The 20,508-nt window shown below is 57.6% G+C and carries 20 protein-coding genes, 1 tRNA gene and 1 pseudogene; 8 read left to right on the top strand and 14 right to left on the bottom strand.

The genetic code is table 11. The annotated features are described in order from the left end of the window. Nucleotides 1-42: 42 nt before the first annotated feature. Nucleotides 43-231, bottom strand: coding sequence for a hypothetical protein (locus HDC30_RS08175; protein ID WP_007960727.1), 189 nt, complete (start codon nucleotides 229-231; stop codon nucleotides 43-45). Between the two features lie 239 nt (nucleotides 232-470). Between HDC30_RS08175 and HDC30_RS08170 the strand changes: the two genes are divergently transcribed. Then, complete coding sequence (locus tag HDC30_RS08170) at nucleotides 471-749, top strand: hypothetical protein (RefSeq protein ID WP_103368910.1); 279 nt, start codon at nucleotides 471-473, stop codon at nucleotides 747-749. Between the two features lie 66 nt (nucleotides 750-815). Here HDC30_RS08170 and HDC30_RS08165 read toward each other — a convergent pair whose 3' ends face one another. After that, nucleotides 816-1,136 carry a YbjQ family protein gene (locus HDC30_RS08165; protein ID WP_027613311.1) on the bottom strand — a complete coding sequence of 107 codons (321 nt, stop codon included), beginning with the start codon at nucleotides 1,134-1,136 and terminating at the stop codon, nucleotides 816-818. A 1,126-nt stretch (nucleotides 1,137-2,262) separates the two neighbouring features. Between HDC30_RS08165 and HDC30_RS08160 the strand changes: the two are divergent. Both HDC30_RS08160 and HDC30_RS08155 read left to right on the top strand, forming a co-directional pair. Beyond that, nucleotides 2,263-3,284 (top strand): annotated as a pseudogene (locus HDC30_RS08160) (tyrosine-type recombinase/integrase); the annotation flags it as partial. A 231-nt stretch (nucleotides 3,285-3,515) separates the two neighbouring features. Then, entirely contained in the window at nucleotides 3,516-4,454 is a 939-nt protein-coding gene (locus tag HDC30_RS08155) for a hypothetical protein (RefSeq protein WP_183782121.1), read from the top strand. Nucleotides 4,455-4,973: 519 nt separating this feature from the next. On the opposite strand, the gene HDC30_RS08150 is transcribed toward HDC30_RS08155, so the two are convergent. Beyond that, a tRNA-Ser gene (locus HDC30_RS08150) sits at nucleotides 4,974-5,063 on the bottom strand. Between the two features lie 295 nt (nucleotides 5,064-5,358). Between HDC30_RS08150 and HDC30_RS08145 the strand changes: the two genes are divergently transcribed. From HDC30_RS08145 to HDC30_RS08135, 3 genes are all read left to right on the top strand, one after another. Then, nucleotides 5,359-6,048, top strand: a complete 690-nt coding sequence (locus HDC30_RS08145; protein WP_096797004.1) for a crotonase/enoyl-CoA hydratase family protein — start codon at nucleotides 5,359-5,361, stop codon at nucleotides 6,046-6,048. Between the two features lie 217 nt (nucleotides 6,049-6,265). Beyond that, nucleotides 6,266-6,988: a 1-acylglycerol-3-phosphate O-acyltransferase gene (locus HDC30_RS08140; protein ID WP_096797005.1), complete on the top strand. Its 723-nt coding sequence runs from the start codon at nucleotides 6,266-6,268 to the stop codon at nucleotides 6,986-6,988. Between the two features lie 134 nt (nucleotides 6,989-7,122). Further along, nucleotides 7,123-8,094: a magnesium and cobalt transport protein CorA gene (locus tag HDC30_RS08135; protein ID WP_027613314.1), complete on the top strand. Its 972-nt coding sequence runs from the start codon at nucleotides 7,123-7,125 to the stop codon at nucleotides 8,092-8,094. 98 nt (nucleotides 8,095-8,192) lie between these two features. Here the strand turns inward: HDC30_RS08135 and HDC30_RS08130 are convergent, their stop codons facing one another. The 3 genes from HDC30_RS08130 to HDC30_RS08120 all read right to left on the bottom strand — a co-directional run bounded on the left by HDC30_RS08130 (nucleotide 8,193) and on the right by HDC30_RS08120 (nucleotide 12,386). Further along, nucleotides 8,193-8,915, bottom strand: coding sequence for an amidotransferase (locus tag HDC30_RS08130; protein WP_095139972.1), 723 nt, complete (start codon nucleotides 8,913-8,915; stop codon nucleotides 8,193-8,195). Nucleotides 8,916-9,010: 95 nt separating this feature from the next. Continuing rightward, nucleotides 9,011-11,155 (bottom strand): 3-hydroxyacyl-CoA dehydrogenase NAD-binding domain-containing protein, encoded by a 2,145-nt coding sequence (locus HDC30_RS08125; protein ID WP_096797006.1) that lies wholly within the window; start codon nucleotides 11,153-11,155, stop codon nucleotides 9,011-9,013. Nucleotides 11,156-11,180: 25 nt separating this feature from the next. Next, nucleotides 11,181-12,386, bottom strand: a complete 1,206-nt coding sequence (locus tag HDC30_RS08120) for an acetyl-CoA C-acetyltransferase (RefSeq protein WP_027613317.1) — start codon at nucleotides 12,384-12,386, stop codon at nucleotides 11,181-11,183. A 60-nt stretch (nucleotides 12,387-12,446) separates the two neighbouring features. Between HDC30_RS08120 and HDC30_RS08115 the strand changes: the two genes are divergently transcribed. Next, nucleotides 12,447-12,641: a hypothetical protein gene (locus HDC30_RS08115; protein ID WP_096797007.1), complete on the top strand. Its 195-nt coding sequence runs from the start codon at nucleotides 12,447-12,449 to the stop codon at nucleotides 12,639-12,641. A 383-nt stretch (nucleotides 12,642-13,024) separates the two neighbouring features. Continuing rightward, nucleotides 13,025-13,792 (top strand): cytochrome c, encoded by a 768-nt coding sequence (locus tag HDC30_RS08110; RefSeq protein WP_183782154.1) that lies wholly within the window; start codon nucleotides 13,025-13,027, stop codon nucleotides 13,790-13,792. A gap of 120 nt (nucleotides 13,793-13,912) precedes the next feature. On the opposite strand, the gene HDC30_RS08105 is transcribed toward HDC30_RS08110, so the two are convergent. The 8 genes from HDC30_RS08105 to HDC30_RS08070 form a co-directional block, all read right to left on the bottom strand. After that, nucleotides 13,913-14,716, bottom strand: a complete 804-nt coding sequence (locus tag HDC30_RS08105) for a transglutaminase family protein (RefSeq protein WP_027613320.1) — start codon at nucleotides 14,714-14,716, stop codon at nucleotides 13,913-13,915. Further along, nucleotides 14,713-15,663: an alpha-E domain-containing protein gene (locus HDC30_RS08100; RefSeq protein ID WP_027613321.1), complete on the bottom strand. Its 951-nt coding sequence runs from the start codon at nucleotides 15,661-15,663 to the stop codon at nucleotides 14,713-14,715. The genes HDC30_RS08105 and HDC30_RS08100 overlap by 4 nt, the downstream gene beginning before the upstream one ends. 12 nt (nucleotides 15,664-15,675) lie before the next feature. Continuing rightward, complete coding sequence (locus tag HDC30_RS08095) at nucleotides 15,676-17,085, bottom strand: circularly permuted type 2 ATP-grasp protein (protein ID WP_027613322.1); 1,410 nt, start codon at nucleotides 17,083-17,085, stop codon at nucleotides 15,676-15,678. A gap of 474 nt (nucleotides 17,086-17,559) precedes the next feature. Beyond that, nucleotides 17,560-17,907: a ribonuclease E inhibitor RraB gene (locus HDC30_RS08090; protein WP_007960698.1), complete on the bottom strand. Its 348-nt coding sequence runs from the start codon at nucleotides 17,905-17,907 to the stop codon at nucleotides 17,560-17,562. Nucleotides 17,908-18,119: 212 nt separating this feature from the next. After that, a complete protein-coding gene (locus tag HDC30_RS08085) occupies nucleotides 18,120-18,353 on the bottom strand; it encodes a hypothetical protein (protein ID WP_027613323.1) in 234 nt (77 codons plus the stop codon). Nucleotides 18,354-18,568: 215 nt separating this feature from the next. Next, the gene (speE, locus tag HDC30_RS08080; protein WP_041068886.1) at nucleotides 18,569-19,444 is read right to left on the bottom strand and encodes a polyamine aminopropyltransferase; all 876 of its coding nucleotides are present in this window, start codon (nucleotides 19,442-19,444) and stop codon (nucleotides 18,569-18,571) included. A 255-nt stretch (nucleotides 19,445-19,699) separates the two neighbouring features. Beyond that, nucleotides 19,700-19,891, bottom strand: coding sequence for a PLDc N-terminal domain-containing protein (locus HDC30_RS08075; protein WP_007960694.1), 192 nt, complete (start codon nucleotides 19,889-19,891; stop codon nucleotides 19,700-19,702). 71 nt (nucleotides 19,892-19,962) lie between these two features. Beyond that, the gene (locus tag HDC30_RS08070; protein ID WP_183782118.1) at nucleotides 19,963-20,493 is read right to left on the bottom strand and encodes a hypothetical protein; all 531 of its coding nucleotides are present in this window, start codon (nucleotides 20,491-20,493) and stop codon (nucleotides 19,963-19,965) included. Nucleotides 20,494-20,508: the final 15 nt, after the last annotated feature.

Here is a 20,508-nt window from a genome sequence, read left to right as displayed (position 1 = left end):
CATAAAAAACCCCGTTCATAGACGGGGTCGTTCGGTCTCACTTTATTTTCTTGAGCGGGCCGAGACCTTTGGAAGGAATTTGGCTTTCGGCCCCTTGGGCGCCGTGGACTTGATCTTGCCGGTCTGCACCGGATCCTCGCCAAAGCCCGATTGGTATTCCGTCTGGCCGCAACGGACACAGTTGTTGAATGAAAATTCGGCTCCATCGTCTTCGATATACGGATCAGTCATAGCCTCTCCCCTTTGCGATAGATCGACACCGGCAAAGCCCTTTTGCCTGAAAAAATATCGACCTCCAAGGCTTTTGAGACTAGCCGGTCATTACCGGACTTGTGGTTCAGTTAGACCGATGCCCGACGAATGGCCTACACCTGCTCAACATCCGAACCCACCGTTGATCTCACAACGCTAAAGATTCCCGCCCACAGGCCGTTGCCCTTTTTCATACAAATGAATCTCAAGGAGAGAACATGAAAATCAACGGATTCCCGGAAATGCCGGTCGTAAAACTCACGGACGAACAAATCGCTGCCGGCAAAGCCGCCGGTGAGAAATTCAAGGAAAAGCTCGCTTCAGGCGACATCACCATCACCTACCCGGACAAACCGGTTCTGACCCCTGGCGTTATCTACCACCCGAGTCAGCCGGCCGATCCGACGCCCTCCACCGGCACCCCGCCGATGGTCGCAATCGATACGCCCCTGACCTATGGCGCCCACGGGCTTGTCATCCTCAAGCCACAGGGCTGATCGAAAGCAGAAAAGCAAAAAGCCCATTCATCATCTGAATGGGCTCGCTTGAACACCGCGACTGCATCAACGCAACTTGACCGCCGTACCCGTCGCGAACACCACTACCATGCCACCCTTGCCCGCCGGCATGCTGATCTCGAAATCCAGCCCGACCACCGCATCCGCCTGCAACGCCCGCGCCCGTTCCTTGATCTCGTCCGTCGCCTGAACCCGCGCCTCTTTCAACGCACGCTCCAGCGTCTGCGAGCGCCCACCGAAAAAATCGCGCATGCCGGCAAACATGTCACGGATCACGTTGACGCCCTGCACCGACTCCGCGCTGACAATGTCCAGGTACGCGGTGATCTGTCGGCCTTCGATGGCGTGGGTGGTGGAGATGATCATGGGAACAGTCCTTTTTTCTACTGATAAAACGGCGATTGTAATGCGCTATGGGAAATCAGACCGAACCCTTCCTGTGTAACCTGTACGTCGAATTATTCTAAAGGCAGGACGAAGGCGGAGCGTGCAAGTGCAAAAGCCCGACTCGCCCCTTTGTAGCACGCCAGTCCCCAACTCGTTCTATCGCCCTCCGCGTCCCTCAGTCAGCTCGGTCACACCAATCCTGGTGTCAGCACAAGTCCTACAATGTGCAACTCATAGGGCGAGATGTCACTTTTCTAAGTAGGAATTTTAAAATATTACACATTAAAATTTAGCTAGTAAAAAGCCGCCTCATAGGCGGCTCAGCACTTGGGCAATACTTGAGATTAGAGGTAGCGAACACTCAACTCATTCATCGTACAGTTCGTTTATTTGCAACCTCACGCAGTCAGTTTTTATAGCAATCGTGAACTCAACTGCACAGATTATATTTTCTTTAGCATCCCTGTAAGCTCTCTTCCCGATGGACCATCCATTACGAGATAACGAACTTTGTCTCCAACGGAAAGGTATTGCTTTCCGGTATTCCTATCAAAATTTTCTCCTATAGCGATGGCAACATCCTTACTCCCATCATACGGACTGATAATGGCAAATTTTGCGCTGGACTTCCCCAAACGATGCCAATCTCCGAAAATGATTTAACAACCCCCTTGACATTTCTCTCTGACATATCGATCTCCTTACAAGTGATATAAAAGCTTAATTACGCCGTCCCCGCAGATAAGGCGCTGCACGGAGAAATTTGTATACTGTAAAACTTGACAGGTATTACGATTCAGCTCCGTAGAAAACAAACCGTTCGTCGCCTCATTCATGCTCTAGAAATTCATAACTCAAACAACATATTTAGTGTGTTCAAACGAGCTGGTGCTCTCCTGCGAATCATGGTCCTCTCTGGTGCCAGATCTACCTTACGTAAATGAAAAAGACTGGCTGGCTAAAAATCCTCTTCATCCTTTCGCGAACTTGGTTGCATGGTCAGTGCCCGCATACCTATACCAGCCAATTGCATACCCAAGTGCGGTGCTTCGATTGACTTGATTGCTAAGCAGATTGGGAATAACAACTGGAACTCGTCCGGCAGCACCGCCGGCATTTTCCCGAGTCGACCAAGCTCGCTGTGAACAGTTTCGGGGCACTAACTAGGAGTTGGGCTGACCATCTAAAACAACAGCGTGGCCGCGACTTCTTTCGGGTACAAAAACAAGGCAAAGGTCCACGGGCGGCCGCGTTGGGATAACATTCAAATCGATCAGATTTACCACCTGGACCTGCAAGACTGGATTCAGGGGCCGCTGTCGAAGCGCCCGAAGAAAAGACCATCCGCGACATCATCAGCAATGTGCGCCAGGTGTTCAGACTCTACCGCACACGGCAGAAGGTCGCGCACGATCCGACTGAGGGTTATTCGTGCGTCTGCCCGATCCAGAAGCACCGGATCCATTCACCAGTGCGGAGATAGAGCAGATTCTCGAAACACGCACCAACCGCACCCAGGAACTGCTGATGGTTCAGTTCATGATTTGGGCAGGCCCACGGGTGTCGGAGACCATCGCGCTGGCGTGGGAGGACGTCGATCTGAAACAAGGAACGGTGACTTTCCGCAGATCAAAGGTGCGGGGGGCCTATCGCGTGACGAAGACTCGGCGCTCTACGCGCAAGGTGCGTCTGCTGGAACCCGCGTGGGATGCCCTTCGCAAGTTGAACGCGATCAACCAGCTCAAGACCGTGGATACGGTCGAAGTCGTCGAGCGGGACAACAAGACAGTCCGCAAGCATAAGCTGCACTTTGTATTCCTCAATACCAAGAGCGGCCTGCCGCACGTCAGCGACTTCGTCGTGAGGGACAGATTCTTCAAAGCGCACTTGAAAGCGGCCGGCGTTCGCTATCGCGGTCCTGGCCAGTGCCGCCACACCTACGCCAGCCAGTTGCTGACCACCGGGGTTGCCTCGGTCGACTGGATCGCGGAGCAGATGGGGCACACCAGCGCGAACATGATCCGACAGCACTACGGCACGTGGATCAACGAGGACGGCCCGGATGTCATCGGTATGCTGCAACATGCCATGGGCATACAGCCACCAAATGGTGAGGAATCCCTGTAAACCGAGGTTAAAGCACAGGTCATTCAGCCGCCGGTGTTCCAAAGGATGTCCGCATATAACCGAATGGTGCCCCCACGAAAACTTTAACGTATCCAGGGGGCTAGTAATTTAATTTGACGTTGAAGATCAGATCTGAAATCACAAAGTTAGTTTTGTACTTGTGAGAAGGAGTGAAGAAATCTATGATGGCCGCAAGCCACTATTTTCTACAGCCAAAAAGAACCAATACATATGCTAGACGATATAACAACCACTATAAAAGCCCAACTATATGAGCGTGTAACCAGCCCACTCTTAGGATCATTTCTTATCTCATGGTGCTTGATAAACTACAAACTAATATTAATACTATTCTCATCTCTTTCAGCACCAGAAAAGATAACTTATATAGAGTTCAATCTTTTCTCCTCAGTTCAGGACTACATGCTGAAAGGGGTATTTTTCCCTCTTATAGCGACCCTTGCGATAATTTTAGTTTACCCCTATCCAGCAGCTAAAATTTACGAAATATCCCGAAACAATAGAAAAAAACTAAAAGAAATCCAACAAAAGATTGACGATGAAACACCAATCACCCGAGATGAAGCAAGAAAGATCAGAAAAGCCGCTGTCCAAATACAAATCGACTTTGAAGAGCAAACAAAAAGAAAAGATAGCGAAATAGAATTTTTGAAATCATCCGTCCTTCAGCTGACAGAAGAATCGAAAACAGTTATACCCCGCGAAAAAGACTTAACAGCAAGAATACTTGAGCTCGAGACCATGAGTGCGCTTCAGCGCAGTGATATCACACAGCTAACTAGCGCAAACGAAAAATATAAGGAGTACATCGACACAACACTCCGCTTTACCCCCCAAAATAACTACGGCTCACCCGACAAAAAAACACATGCTAGTTCAGAAAGCACGAACACCAAAAACAATAAAACCAACAGCACCCCACATGAAACATTAATTCTAAAAATAAAAGAATACCTAAAAGATACAAACATATTCCAAAACCAAGACACCAAAATTAAAGCGATTAATAATCAGATAATTCTAGAGTATCCGCACCAAGGAATGATTGAATCTTATAAACTCGGAGAAATGGACCCCGCAAACTTCGCAAAGTCCTTGATGGAGATGATGGATAATGCGAAGTCAGTTTGGAACAATCGGGTTCGATAAACGCTTTGCAGCCATAACTTACACCTACAGTACCTAATACACATGCGAGATGCCTGCGGAAGTTTGACGAATTGAGCAGGCGTAAGCTCGTGGAAACAATAGATATAGTCGACCTAAACAGAGAGACAGTCTGCAAGCACAAGCTGCACTCCGTATTTCTGAACACCAAGAGCGGCCAGCCATACGTCAGCAAATTTGTCGTGGGAGATAGGCTTTTCAAAGCACACTTGAAAGCTAATGGCGTTCGGGAGTAGATGGGCCACACCAGCGCGAACATGATCCGACAGCACTACGGCATGTGGATCAACGAGGACGGCCCGGACGTCATCGGTATGCTGCAGCACGCCTTGGGCATTCAGCCTCCAGGTGGAGACGACGCTCCGTAAACAGGGCTTCGGAAGCGGGCAACCCAGCAGCCCATATTCCCATGGATGTTCCCATGTGGGCCTTTTTTGCCCCCCTAAAAACACAAAACCCCTGAAAACTTTAACGTTTTCAGGGGTTTAGTCGTTTCAAATTTGGCGGTGAAGGAGAGATTCGAACTCTCGATACAGTTTCCTGTATACACACTTTCCAGGCGTGCTCCTTAAGCCACTCGGACACTTCACCGTATCTCTTCAAACATGTTCTGTCTGTCGAGGCGCGCTAATGTAGTCGAAAGCTTTTCTGATGGCAAACTTTTTTTCAGAATTTTCATGCGGTTAAGACAAAAAGGCGTTTCGCCCCACCTTGGGCGATGGCAAACCGGCCAATCTCTGGTGACGGCCGCCCTTCTATATAGAAGCAGAACGGCGTGCTACGCCGGGCGCGGCCGGAAACGGTGACCGGCGAGTCAGTCACAGCGCTTTACCTGGCCTACGGTGGTGGGTAACGTCTGCCCATCTTTCTTACAAGGAATAGCGTCATGAGTGAGTTGATTGCCTACCACCTCGAAGACGGTATCGCGACCCTGACCCTGAACAACGGCAAGGTCAATGCCATTTCCCCGGACGTGATTGCGGCGTTCAACGCGGCGCTGGATCAGGCGAAGACTGATCGTGCCATCGTGATCATTACCGGTCAGCCGGGGATTCTGTCGGGCGGCTATGACTTGAAGGTGATGACCGCCGGCCCGAAAGAAGCCGTGGCGCTGGTGACTGCGGGTTCGACACTCGCCCGTCGCCTGCTGTCCCACCCGTTTCCGGTGATCGTTGCCTGCCCAGGCCACGCCGTGGCCAAAGGTGCATTCCTGCTGCTGTCCGCCGACTACCGCATCGGTGTTGACGGCCCGTTCAGCATCGGTCTGAACGAAGTGCAAATCGGCATGACCATGCACCACGCCGGCATCGAGCTGGCGCGTGATCGTCTGCGTCGTTCGGCGTTCCACCGTTCGGTGATCAACGGCGAGATGTTTGATCCGAAAAGCGCGGTGGATGCCGGCTTCCTCGACAAGGTGGTGGCTGTCGAAGAGCTGCAAGGCGCAGCCCTGGCAGCGGCGCGTCAGTTGAAGAAGATCAACATGAACGCGCACAAGAACACCAAGCTCAAAGTGCGCAAGGCGCTGCTCGAAGCCCTCGACAACGCGATCATCCAGGATCAGGAACATCTGGGCTAAGCCCACGCTTCCCGAGCCGAAGAAAAGCCCGACCGTCGTGTCGGGCTTTTTCTTGCGCGTTCGGTTGATCATCCGCCGACAGCTCTAGGACACGTCTGACGATCAACTTGGAAACATGCGCTTAAACATCGCCTATCTCCGGACTCTATAGCAGCAATTGCCGAAAACAGTGCACATTCGTACACTGCGCCACCTTTTGTCCCGGTGGGGCCTGAAAATGCTGTTTGTGTTTCGTATGTTATTGATGGGCCTGCACTTTGTTCTGGCCGGCGTGTTGGGGGTGATCCTCGGGATGTGCCGGCCGTTCAATCCGGACAACAGCCGACTGTGCGCCCGCCTCTACGCGCTTCCGGCCATGTGCATTCTGCGCTTGCGGGTAAAAGCCGACGTCGGCCCGTTGATGAACAAGCCAGACAGTTGCGTGATTGTCGCCAACCATCAGTCCAACTACGACCTGTTCGTGTTCGGCAACGTGGTGCCCCGGCGGACCGTGTGCATCGGCAAGAAAAGCCTGAAATGGGTGCCGCTGTTCGGGCAACTGTTCTGGCTCGCGGGCAATGTGTTGATCGATCGTGGGAACGCGCACAAGGCGCGCAAGTCGATGCTCACCACCACCCACACCTTGCAGCACGAAGACACGTCGATCTGGGTATTCCCGGAAGGCACGCGCAACCTCGGTGAAGAACTGCTGCCGTTCAAGAAAGGCGCGTTCCAGATGGCGATCGCCGCCGGTGTGCCGATCGTGCCGGTGTGCGTCAGCAGCTACATCAAGCACATGCGCCTGAACCGCTGGCGCAGCGGGAAAATTCTCATACGCTCGCTGCCGGCGATTCCTACAGCCGGGTTGACCATGGATGACATGCCCATGCTCATGTCTCAGTGCCGCGAGCAGATGCGCGAATGCATCGCCGCGATGGATCAGCAGCTGCAAGCTGCGTGAAAAACCAACCCGCCTCGTGCGGGTTTTCTTTTGCCGGGTGAACTGTACAGATTTCACTGACTCTCAAGCAGCGACACAGCTAAGCTGAAGCCTTGTATTCCCTGCCATCTGCCAAGAAGAAGTGAACCACCACCATGGGTCGAGTTGTTGCTGCTGCGGTTTACAGCGCCGGTAAGAAAGTCACCAATATCACGCTTGACGAAGGTGCCGCCTGGGCCGCAAAAACCGGACATTTTGTCTGGATCGGCCTGGAAGAGCCGGACGCTCAGGAGCTGGCCAATCTGCAGCGCCAGTTCAACCTGCACGAACTGGCCATCGAAGACGCCCTGGAAAAACACAGCCGGCCGAAGCTGGAAACCTTTGGTGACGCCTTGTTTATCGTCACCTACTCGCCGATCCGCGAACATGGGATCTTGCAGTTCATCGAAACGCACATCTTCGCCGGCAAGGGCTACATCATTACCGCCCGCAACGGTCACTCGGCGTCCTACGCGCATGTCCGCCAACGCTGTGAGGCGCGGCCGCTGCTGCTGGAGCACGGCGAAGATTTCGTCCTGTATGCGCTGCTGGATTTCGTCATCGAAAACTACCAGCCGGTGGGCGAAGCGATTCATGCCGAGATCGATGAACTGGAGCGCAACGTGCTGTGCAGTGCGTTGAACGAACATGACATTCAGAAACTCCACGGCCTGCGCCGCGACGTGTTGCGCCTGCGCCGCTATGCAGCGCCGATGGTGGAGATTGGCGAGGAGCTGCAGAAGCTGAGCTTCCCGTTCATCGACAAGAACATGCGCCCGTACTTCCGCGATGTGCAGATTCACGTCACGCGGCAGATGGAAGACCTGACTACGCTGGCGGATATCGCCAGCCAGACCATCGAAATCGGCGTGCTGCTCGAGGCGTCACGGCAGAGTGTGGTGCAACGCAAGTTTGCCGCGTGGGCGGCGATTCTGGCGTTCCCGACGGCGGTGGCGGGGATTTACGGGATGAACTTCCAGAACATGCCGGAGCTGAGCTGGCACTACGGCTATTTCGCCGTGTTGGGGTTTATTACGGTGGGGTGTGTGAGTTTGTGGGCGAGTTTCAAGAGGTCGGGGTGGTTGTAGGGAAGCAAAAGCAAAAGATCGCAGCCTGCGGCAGCTCCTACAGTGTGTAACCACCCCGATGTAGGAACTGCCGCAGGCTGCGATCTTTTGATCTGCTATCAAGCAGCCTCAGGCTTGTGCGCCACAAACCGCATCATCCATTCCGCCACGGTGGTGCCATGGTGCTCCTGCTCGAGGCTGGCCACGCCTTTCGAGTAGATCTGCGAACCCAGCGCTTCCTGGCGCAGATCCAGCAGCGCCCGCGAATAGTCGTGAATGAATTCCGGGTGCCCCTGGAAGCACAGCACCTGATCGTTGATGTGGTACGCGGCAAACGGGCAGAAATCGCTGGAAGCGATGACCGTGGCGTTTTCCGGCAGCGCAGTGACCTGATCCTGGTGGCTGATCAGCAGCGTCAGCTCTTCTCGCACCGGGCTCATCCACGGCGCCTTGGCCGCCAGTTTGTAGTTGTGGGTGCCGACGCCCCAGCCTTGGCTGGCGCGCTCGCTCTTGCCACCTAGCAGCAGCGCCAGCAATTGATGGCCGAAGCACACGCCGAGCAGCTTGTCGCCACGCTCGTAGCGGGTCAGCAGGTATTGCTTGAGGGTCTGGATCCACGGGTCGGTGCCGAACGAATCGGCCTTGCTGCCGGTGATCAGGTACGCATCGAAGGTCAGGTCGTCGCTGGGGTATTCGCCCTGCATCACGTTGTACACGGTGAACTCGGCGGCAATCGGTTGCTGCGAGAACAGGCGCTGAAACATCTGCCCGTAACCCTGATATTGATCGACCAATTCCGGACGCAGGATGTCGGTTTCCAGAATGCAGATGCGTAGCGACATAAAAAATACCTGACACGTGATGGGAATAATGAACACTCCAGAGCCTGCCTTGAAACACCCCGGCAAGGCAAGCCCCGCAGCGTTCAGCCGATCACTTAAAACAGCTCGCCTTTCGCGGCTTTCTCCAGCAGCAGCGCCGGTGGCGCAAAGCGCTCGCCGTACTGCTCGGCCAGATACTGCGCGCGTGCGACAAAGTCCTGCACCCCGTATTGATTGATGAACTGCAACGCGCCGCCGGTCCACGGTGCAAAGCCGATGCCGAAGATCGAGCCGACGTTGGCATCCGCCGTCGAAGTCAGCACGCCCTCCTCCACGCAGCGCACGGTTTCCAGGGCCTGCACGAACAGCAGACGATCACGCACATCCTTCGGCGAAATCTGCCCGTCGGCCTTCTCGAAGCGCGTCTTCAACTCCGGCCACAGATGTTTCTGACCACCCGCCGGGTAATCGTAGAAACCACCGCCAGCGGCTTTGCCCGGGCGCTTGTATTCGTTGAGCAGCAAGTCAATCACGGCGAAGGCCGGGTGTTCTATCAGCGGTTTCCCTTCCGCTTGCAGGTCTTTGGCCGTTTGCTGACGGATATGGCTCATCAGGCTGAGGGAAACTTCGTCGGAGATCGCCAGCGGCCCGACCGGCATCCCAGCCTTGCGCGCTTCGGTCTCGATCATCGGCGCGCTCACGCCCTCGCCGAGCATGGCGATGCCTTCATTGGTGAAGGTGCCAAACACCCGCGAGGTAAAGAAGCCGCGACTGTCATTGACCACGATCGGGGTTTTCTTGATTTGCAGGACGAAGTCGAAACCGCGCGCCAGGGTTTCAGCACTGGTCTGCGCACCCTTGATGATTTCCACCAACGGCATTTTGTCCACCGGGCTGAAGAAGTGCAGACCGATGAACTTACTCTGATCGGGTACTGCGGTCGCCAGCCCGGTGATCGGCAAGGTCGAAGTGTTGGAGGCAATCACCGCGTCAGCACCGACAATCTTTTGCGCTGCCGACGAGACATTGGCCTTGAGTTCGCGATCCTCGAACACCGCCTCGATGATCAGATCACAACCCGCCAGATCCGCATCATTTTCAGTGATGTGAATCCGCGCCAGCACCGCTTCGCGCTTTTCGGCCGTCATCTGGCCACGGGCGACTTTCTTGTCCAGCAGCGCCGCCGAATGGGCCCTGCCCTTCTCGGCCGCCGCCAGGTTGATGTCCTTGAGCACCACATCGATGCCAGCCGAGGCACTGACGAAGGCGATCCCGGCGCCCATCATGCCCGCACCGAGCACACCGACCTTGCGCGTGACATACGGCGCAAACCCTTGCGGACGCGAGCCACCGGCATTGATCTCGTTGAGCTGGAACCAGAAGGTGCCGATCAGGTTTTTCGAGATCTGCCCGGTGGTCAGTTCGGTGAAATAGCGGGTTTCGATCAGGTGCGCAGTGTCGAAATCGACCTGTGCGCCCTCCACCGCCGCACACAGAATCTTCTCTGGCGCCGGCAGCGTGCCCTGAGTCTTGCTGCGCAGGATCGACGGCGCTATCGCCAGCATCTGCGCGACTTTCGGATTCGACGGTGTGCCGCCGGGGATCTGATAGCCCTTCACGTCCCAACGCTGCACCGCACTCGGGTTGGCGACAATCCAGGCGCGCGCCTTGGCCAGCAACTCGTCACGATCCGCCGCCAGTTCATCGATCAGACCGGCCTGCAATGCCTGTTGCGGGCGCACCTTTTTGCCTTCGAGCAAGTACGGCAAGGCTTTTTCGATGCCGAGCATACGCACCATGCGCACCACCCCGCCGCCGCCCGGCAGCAGGCCCAGCGTCACTTCAGGCAGACCGAGTTGCACCATCGCATCGTCCAGCGCCACCCGGTGATGGCAGGCCAGACAGATTTCCCAGCCACCGCCAAGCGCGGCGCCGTTGATCGCCGCGACCACCGGTTTGCCGAGGGTTTCCAGGGTGCGCAACTGCCCCTTGAGGCTCAGCACCATGTCATAGAACGCTTTGGCCTCGGGTTTGCCGACCTTGATCAGCTCATTGAGGTCGCCGCCGGCAAAGAAGGTTTTCTTCGCCGAGGTGATGATCACCCCGGCGATGCTGTCTTTTTCCGCCACCAGCCGCGCAACGCAGGCGCCCATGGCATCGCGGTACACGGCGTTCATGGTGTTGGCGCTCTGGCCCGGCATGTCGATGGTCAACACGACGATGGCGTCCTGGCCTTTTTCGTAACGAATGGCTTCGCTCATAACAAGGTTTCCTTGAATTCGGGGCTCAGAGGCGTTCGATGATGGTGGCAATGCCCATGCCGCCGCCGACGCACAGCGTCGCCAGGCCGTAGCGCAGGCGCCGGGTTTCCAGTTCATCGAGCAAGGTGCCGAGGATCGCGCAACCGGTCGCGCCCAGCGGGTGGCCCATGGCGATCGAGCCGCCGTTGACGTTGACTTTGTCCGGGTCCACCGCCATGTCCTTGATGAACTTGAGCACCACCGAGGCAAATGCCTCATTGACCTCGAACAGGTCGATGTCTTCCACGCGCAAACCCGCCTTGGCCAAGGCCTTGCGGGTGGCCGGTGCCGGGCCGGTGAGCATGATGGTCGGGTCAGTGCTGGTGACCGCCGTGGCGACGATCCGGGCCCGTGGTTGCAGGCCGAGCGCACGACCCTTGGCTTCGGAGCCGATCAACATCAGCGCCGCACCGTCAACGATCCCGGAGCTGTTGCCCGGCGTATGCACGTGGTTGATCCGCTCGACGTGGCTGTAGACCCGCAGCGCGGTGGCATCAAACCCCATCTGGCCGATCATTTCGAAACTTGGCTTGAGTTTGCCGAGGCCTTCCATCGTCGACTCGGCGCGAATGAATTCGTCGTGATCGAGCAGGATGATGCCGTTCTGATCCTGCACCGGCACCAGCGACTTGTTGAACGAGCCGTCGGCCCGCGCCCGTGCGGCTTTTTGCTGCGAGTGCAGCGCGTAGGCATCGACATCCTCACGACTGAAGCCTTCAAGGGTGGCGATCAGGTCCGCACCAACGCCCTGCGGGGTGAAGTGGCTGTGCAGATTGGTTTGCGGATCCAGTGCCCAGGCGCCGCCGTCGCTGCCCATCGGCACCCGCGACATCGACTCGACGCCACCGACCACCACCAGATCCTCGAAGCCCGAGCGCACCTTCATCGCACCGAGGTTGACCGCTTCCAGACCCGAGGCGCAGAAGCGGTTGATCTGCACACCGGCCACGCTAACGTCCCAATCCGCCACCTGCACCGCAGTCTTGGCAATGTCCGAGCCCTGATCGCCAATCGGCGTGACGCAGCCGAGCACCACGTCATCGACCTGACTGGTGTCCAGCGCGGTACGGCTTTGCAGTGCGGTCAGCAATCCGGCGACCAGATTCACCGGTTTGACACTGTGCAGCGCGCCATCGGCCTTGCCTTTGCCGCGGGGCGTGCGTAACGCATCGAAAATCAAAGCTTGGGTCATGACGCCCTCGAACCTGTGCGGTGAGTGAATTTCGTAGTGTCACTGTTGTCCCGAGCGCGCATGGATTCAATGACCACAGCGCTCAATGACGTTGACGTGCACGCTCAGACGGACGGTCATCCATCCTCAGGTGAACCGGTTCAGGTCAGCGAGTTGTCTAGCAAGCGGGCGGCGAAGAAGCTGGCAATGAGCCTCATGCCGTTTTTATCGCAAACGGCAGCAAATACATATGAAATGGATCTAAGCCAAGCGTGACGCGGGCTCTAAGGTAGTAAATGTACGTCAGGGTCGTCGGGTTTTGCCGGGGCCGACGTTCTTCAACAGGAAGTGCAGCGTTTGCCGTCATGGATATGCAGGCAGACATCAGGAAATAACAATAAAGGCGGTCAAGCCATGTTCAAACAACCGAAAGTTCGTCAAGCAGGACTCATTCTTTTCGCCACCACGCTGCTGTTGATTTTGCCCAATCTGACCAAGGTGATTGGCTGACTCAAGCGGCAGGCGTCCGTTATCGCCAGACAAAATGTGACTGGCCCGCTACCCGGGCCAGCGTGGCTGTGCGAACCTTTGCGCACTTCCACGACAGGGACGGCGATCATTTGAAAACGCTCATTGTGTTCTGGGCCTTGCTGCTGAGCATGCCCTTGTGTGCGGCGCAGCTCACGCTGGAGCTGGGCGCGAACAGTCGCACCTGGCAGACCGAAGAGTTGCTCAAGCATCCGCAAGCACAAACTCTGACCATCAAGAACGATGTGTCCTACAAGAAAGACATGACTTATCGCGCCGTGCCCGTGGCGGCGCTGCTCACCGGGATCAAACCGGCCGATCACCTGCAAGCGGTGGCGCTGGACGGGTTTGCCGCCGAACTGGCCGCTGCGCCGTTGCTCAACAGCAAAGGCGCGCAGGCTTGGCTGGCGATCGAGGACCCGACGCAGCCGTGGCCGCCGCTGTCCGAGGGTAAACACAGCGCCGGGCCGTTCTATCTGGTGTGGACTGACCCGCAAGCCGGCAACATCAGCCCTGAGCAATGGCCGTTCCAAGTGGCGAGCATCAAGCGCATGGCGCCGGTGGCCGAGCGCTTCCCGGCGCTGTTGCCGGATCCCAAGCTGAAAGCGGATGACCCGGTGAATCAGGGTTTTGCGCTGTTCCAGAAGAACTGCCTGGCCTGCCACCGGTTGAACGGTGCGGGGGATGCGCAGTTCGGGCCGGATCTGAATATTCCGTACAACCCGACCGAGTATTTCGGCGCGGATTTTCTCAAGCGCTACATTCGCGATCCGCAGAGTTTGCGCCAGTGGCCTCAGGCGAAGATGCCGGGGTTTTCGGCAGAGGTGTTGCCGGAGAGGGATTTGCAGTTGTTGATCGGCTATTTGCAACACATGGCTGGGCGCAAGGTTAAGCCCTGATGCAACTCCCCATGTGGGAGCGAGCCTGCTCGCGAAAGCGGAGTTTCAGACACCACATTGCTGACTGATAAACCGCTTTCGCGAGCAGGCTCGCTCCTACAGGGTTTTGTGTGAAGCAAATTACTGTTGTTGCACGGAGATAACCGGCGTCGGCGACACGAACACCTTCGCATGCATCTGCTCACAACCACCGCCCCGTCGCATGCCGCGCACCGGGCAGGCATCCAGATAATCCAGGCCCACCGCCAGTTTCAGATGGCGCTCCGGGCGGGCCAATTGGTTGGTCACATCAAAGCTGTACCAGGCGTCATCCAGCCACGCTTCGGCCCAGGCGTGACTGGCCAGGTGCTCGGCGTCCTCGCTGTACAGATAACCCGACACATAACGCGACGGAATCCCCAGGCTGCGTGCACAGGCGAGAAAGGCATGGGTGTGATCCTGGCAAACCCCGGCGCGCCCGGCAAAGGCTTCGGCGGCGCTGGTGTCGACTTCAGTCGAACCCGGCGTGTAGCTGATGTGCTGGTTCAAACCATGCATCAGGTCGATCAGCGCAGTGCGATCGCGCCGCTGTTTGCAGGATTTGTCGGCAAACGCCCGTAGCGCTTCGTCGGCCTCGGTCAGCCGGGTGAAACGCAGGAACGGCAGCGCCGACTGGCTCTCATGCTCAGCCTCGCGCAATTCGTCGATATCGACCTGGCCACGGGCGCCGATAATGATCGCTTCGTGCGGCTCGTCCATGGTCAGCACATGCAGGATGTTGCCGAACGGATCGAGCTGGGCGCGCACCGGACGCGGCAGGTCGAGCTGCCAGCTCAACACGTGCTGACGCTCGCTGTCGTGCGGGGTCAGGCGCAGATACTGGATGCTCGCCCGCACCTGATCTTCATAGTGATAGGTGGTCTCGTGGCTTATGGAAAGTCTCATGCAGCCTCCAGGTATGAACTGTGAATCGCGTTGCCCAACTGGCGCACCAGCGGGATGAATTCGGTGAGCCAGGCGTGCAGGCCTTCGGCGAGGATTTCGTTGATACCGGTGTAGCGCAGACGCGCGTCCATTTCGGCAGCAAGGCGTTGTGCCGGACGGCCATTGGCGCCGGGCAACTGGGCGAGGATCTGGTCGATTTCCTCGGTGCAGGCGCGCAGTGAGCGCGGCACATCGGCGCGCAACAGCAGCAGCTCGGCGACATGCCGGGCGCCGGGGGCGTCGCGGTAGATCTCGGTGTAGGCCTCGAACGATGACAGCGCTCGCAACAGTGCACTCCACTGGTAATAGGCGTGCGCCGTACCGTCACTGACGGCCTCGGCCTGATCGCCGGCCATTTCATAGCGCGCATCGAGCAGGCGCAGCGTGTTGTCCGCACGCTCGATGAACGTCCCCAGACGAATGAAGCGGAACGCATCGTTGCGCATGATCGTGCCGTAGGACGCGCCACGGAACAGGTGCGAGCGCTCCTTGATCCACTCGCAGAAACGGCTCATGCCGTAACGACTGAGGCCCTGCTCGGCAATGCCGCGAATTTCCAGCCAGGTAGCGTTGATGTTCTCCCACATGTCCGCGGTGATACGCCCGCGCACCGCATGCGCACTGGCTCGCGCTGCGCCGAGGCAGCTGTAGATGCTCGCCGGGTTGGCCGCGTCCAGGGCGAAGAAGTGCAGCAGGCGTTCGGCATGCAGTTCGCCGTGACGCTCCAGGTAATCGTCGAGGGTGCCGGTGATCAACAGCGGCATCGCCAGTTCGTGCAAACCGTCGCCGCGACCGTCCTGCGGCATCAGCGACAGCGAATAGCTGATATCGAGCATCCGTGCGAGGTTTTCCGCCCGCTCCAGGTAACGCGACATCCAGTACAGATCCGAGGCAGTTCTACTTAACATGGCAAGCTTCCTTCAATCCTCGACCACCCAGGTGTCCTTGGTGCCGCCGCCCTGGGAGGAGTTCACCACCAGGGAGCCTTCACGCAGGGCGACACGGGTCAAACCGCCGGGCACGACCCGGGTTTCGCGGCCAGACAATACAAACGGACGCAAGTCGATATGACGCGGCGCAATGCCGTTTTCGACAAAGGTCGGACAGGTCGACAGCGACAATGTCGGCTGCGCAATGTACGCGTGGGGCTTGGCCTTGATCCGCTCACGGAACGCATCGATCTGCGCCGTGGTTGACGCCGGCCCCACCAGCATTCCGTAACCGCCGGAGCCCTGGGTCTCCTTGACCACCAGATCCGGAAGATTGGCCAGTACGTGGGAAAGTTCCGAGGGGTTGCGGCACTGCCAGGTCGGCACGTTCTTCAGGATCGGTTCTTCATCGAGGTAGAAACGGATCATCTCGGTGACAAACGGGTACACCGATTTGTCATCCGCCACGCCGGTGCCAATAGCATTGGCCAGCACCACGTTGCCGGAACGATAGGACGACAGCAGCCCCGGCACACCGAGCATCGAGTCGGGGTTGAATGCCAGCGGATCGAGGAACGCGTCGTCGAGACGGCGGTAGATCACGTCCACCGCTTTCGGCCCGTCGGTGGTGCGCATGTACACCTTGTCGTCACGCACGAACAGGTCGGCGCCCTCCACCAGTTCAACGCCCATTTCTCGCGCCAGGAAAGCGTGTTCGAAGAACGCACTGTTGAAGCGCCCCGGCGTCAGCACCACCACACTCGGGTCGTCGATCGGGCTGGAGCTCTTCAGGGTGTCGAGCAACAGATTCGGGTAGTGGTCGATGGGCGCGATGCGCTGGGCGGCGAACAGCTCCGGGAACAGGCGCATCATCATTTTGCGGTCTTCGAGCATGTAGCTGACGCCGCTCGGCGTGCGCAGGTTATCTTCGAGCACGTAATAAGTACCGTCGCCATCGCGCACCAGATCGACGCCGGAGATGTGCGAATAGATGTCGCGGTGCAGATCCAGGCCCTGCATCGCCAACTGGTACTGCTCGTTGGCCAGCACCTGTTCGGCGGGGATGATCCCGGCCTTGATGATGCGCTGCTCGTGATAGAGGTCGGCGAGGAACATGTTCAACGCCTTGACCCGCTGGATGCAGCCACGCTCGACGATCCGCCACTCGCTGGCGGGAATGCTGCGCGGAATGGTGTCGAACGGAATCAGGCGCTCGGTACCCTGCTCGTCGCCATAGAGCGTGAACGTGATCCCGGCCCGGTGGAAAAGCAGATCGGCCTCGCGTCGCCGTTGTGCCAGCAACTCGTCAGGCGTGTCGGCCAGCCAGCGGGCGAACTCCCGGTAATGCGGGCGGACCTGGCCGCCGGCATCGTACATTTCATCAAAATAGGTGCGGATCATGCCGTACTCCTTGTCACCCGGACCTACAGGCCTTCGCAAGGCCCGTGCCATCGGCATAAACGCTTTGATTTCAATCGGTTGGAGAATCACGCCGCAAGCACCGCACCATTCCTGTGCGGCAATGGCCCCAACCGGATTGCCCCCGCTTCATTGCGACGCATTGCATCGCCTATCACCAGCATAGTCAGAGTTGATTTCACCGCTCGCACCGAGCTGCGGATAATCGGCGCATTCGCTGAAAACTTCCCCGGTGAAGGTTTCAGCTCCACTGATCCGGACTGCCCGCGCAGTCCCCGCAGGCCGTAACCCTGACCGGTTTCCTCTCCTTATCGGTCTTCCCTTTAGCCGCCCTCTCCGGTGGCTTTTTTTTGCCCGGGATTCTTGTTTCAGGGTTTTGCCACGGGCTATTCGGCGGCCAGAAACGACAACGGCCAACCCGAAGGTCAGCCGTTGCTCAATACCTGAAACCAGAGATCAGTTCAGACGATGGCGGTTACGCACCTCCTGCTTGACGCCCCAGCCCTCGATGATGCCGCCCAGCGGCTCGACCACGGCGGAGAAGCCCTGCTCGAAATCGCCAATGTCGTCATAGGTTGCGTACATCACTTTGCTCAGTTCCAGCGACCAGGCGCCATCGTCGCGCGCACTGACCTGGGCATTGATGGATTCACCACGAAATTTGCCTGCCGCCCTGCGCGCCCGCTCCTCGTCCGGGAAAATGGCGTAGAACTCGATGGGATGGAACCGGGAAAAGTCGAAACCGCCTTCTTTCATGCGGCGCAGAACATTGCTGCTGATGTCTTCTTGATAGGCTGTGCTCATGAATCGTCCCCCTCGGATAGATGGATAGACTTTCCGTATTCCCGCCCCGGGCCTTACAGGCCAAAGTACTTCGGCAACGTGGTTGCACGCGGGAAACAAGCATGTAGCTGACAAGACCAGACCTTAGCGATTGTTTCGCTGATCTCGCTTGCAGAGTAGCCCCAAGATAGAGCTGCTGCCAAGGCCTGGTGCTTCAAGTGACAGGAAGAATTTCAGATTGGCGTGATACTGCGGATTTCGATGCTGTTCTGGGTTTTCAGGCTTTTCACGCCAGCGTCGGTGGTGCGCCCTTCAAGATCGTTCATATCCAGTTCGGCGGCCACCGGCAGGAGCCGTTCCTTGATCAGGCGTGCAGCCTCGTCGTCGCTGGGGCATTCCGCGCGCTCGAACACCTCATCGACAATTTCACCATGATCGTCCACGAAAGTGACTTTCCACTTTTGCATCGGTGCCTCCTCGATCAAACCCGCAAATGGGCTTACTACCATCTCGACTTTTGGCGAGATTGATCGTTCAAAAGGATTGCAGCGGACGAACATGAAAAAAAATATATCCACTGTAGGAGTTGCCGCAGGCTGCGATCTTTTGACTTTGATTGTTTAAAAAGCAAGATCAAAAGATCGCAGCCTGCGGCAGCTCCTACAGGGGTTTTGCAGGGCTTTTAGTCGTTGCTTGGCTTGTTGATCGCCTGCAACACGTACTGCGGCAGCGCAAATGCGCCGATGTGGATTTCCGGATTGTAGTAGCGGGTGACGATGCCGCTGCCGATGAAGCGCTGTTGCAGGGTTTCACGGCTCAGTTTGCGGTAGGCAGGGTTGGTCGAGCCCCAGGCGAAGGTCATCGACCCGCCGATGTAGGTCGGCACGGCCGCCTGATAGAAGTGCCAGTCCGGGAACAGGCTGCGCAGGCGACCGGCAGTGGTTTTGACTTCGTCGATCTGCATGAACGGCGTGCCGTTCTGGGTCACGAGGATCCCGCCTTCGTTCAGGCAACGGTGGCACGCCTGATAGAAGTTCTCCGAGAACAGCACTTCGCCCGGGCCGATCGGGTCGGTGGAGTCGGAGATGATCACGTCGAATTTTTCCGTGGTGGTGGCGACGAAACGCATGCCGTCGTCGATCACCAGGTTCAGCCGTGGGTCGTCGTAGGCGCCCTTGGAGTGGTTCGGCAGGAATTCCTTGCACATGTCGACCACGGTGCCGTCGATCTCGACCATGGTGATGTGCTCGACGCTGGCGTGCTTGGTCACTTCGCGCAGCATGCCGCCGTCGCCGCCGCCGATGATCAGCACGCGTTTGGCGGTGCCGTGGGCGAGGATCGGCACGTGGGTGAGCATTTCGTGGTAGATGAATTCATCGGCTTCGGTGGTCTGGATTACGCCGTCCAGCGCCATCACCCGGCCCATGCGCGGGTTCTGGAAAATCACCAGGTGCTGGTGTTCGGTGCGCACTTCGTGCAGCAGTTTTTCCATGCGAAAACGCTGGCCGTAGCCTTCGTAGAGGGTTTCCAGGTACTCGCTGGTTTTGGTGACGGTCATGGTCAAGTGCTCCGATGAATGCGCGGGCGCCAATCGTGGGGGACGATTGCCCGGGAAAGGCGCGCATTCTACGTTGCCGAAGATGACAGGTCGAACCTTCCTCCGACAGAGCACACTCTGGAGGTATCGCAAGACCAATGTGGGAGCGGGCTTGCTCGCGAAAGCGGAGTGTCATTCAACCTGTGTTTCGACTGAACAATCGCCTTCGCGAGCAAGCCCGCTCCCACAGGGGATCAGCGTGTTTTCGGGAAAGCGTCAGACCCGCACATTGCCCCGTGGCCCGGCGATCGCCCAGATGATCAGGCCCAGTACTGGCAGGAGGATGATCAGCAGAACCCAGAGGATTTTCATCCCGGTCTCGGCGCCGCTTTTCAGTACGTTGATGATCGCCCAGATATCGAGGGCAAGAATGATCAGGCCAATCAGACCGTTGAACGTGGAACCCATGGTGTCGCTCCAGAATAGTGGCATGCACTTTTAGGATAGACGGTCGCGCGCAGGGTTCCCTTTTATTGCGTTCAGACGTGAACGGCGACTTTCAGCGCTTCCAGCGAAGGCCCGGCAGCGATGCCGACTTCGGCGCACAGCTCCAGCACCCGTGGCACGTCGTTGCCGTAGACCAGCACCACTTGCAACTCGTCGTCGAGCAACTGGCTGAAGTTCATCAGCGTGTAACCGCCGTTTTCCTTGTTCAGGCTGCTCATCTGCACCTGGATGCGATTGAGCGCAGTCAACGCTTCGGTCTTGGCCAGTTGTTTGGGCTTGAGGTTGAAATCGACGCCCGGGCCGAACGAGGCGACGATCTGCGCGAACAGGTCAGCGTAGGTATCAGCCTGGAACAGCACGGTTTCCGGCAGGCTGCCGACCACCACCCACTCGCCCAGCGGGATCGGGAAGGTGTCGTCGTAGTTGATGTCCGGGTTGGCTGCCAGAAAGGCGTCGGCATCAGCGTAGGCCTGCGCCGCTTCGTCCGCCACGTTCAGGATCTCGTCCTCGCCCATGCAGCCGGAGCTAATTTTGCTGATGAGTTCAACGAGTGCGGCTTTCATGAGGGCGGATCCTGT

The sequence above is a fragment of the Pseudomonas sp. JAI115 genome (assembly GCF_014200835.1).
In the GTDB taxonomy this organism is placed as follows: Bacteria; Pseudomonadota; Gammaproteobacteria; order Pseudomonadales; family Pseudomonadaceae; genus Aquipseudomonas; species Aquipseudomonas putida_A.
Note: the sequence above shows the minus strand (reverse complement) of the source record. Positions and strands in the feature narration are given on the sequence as shown.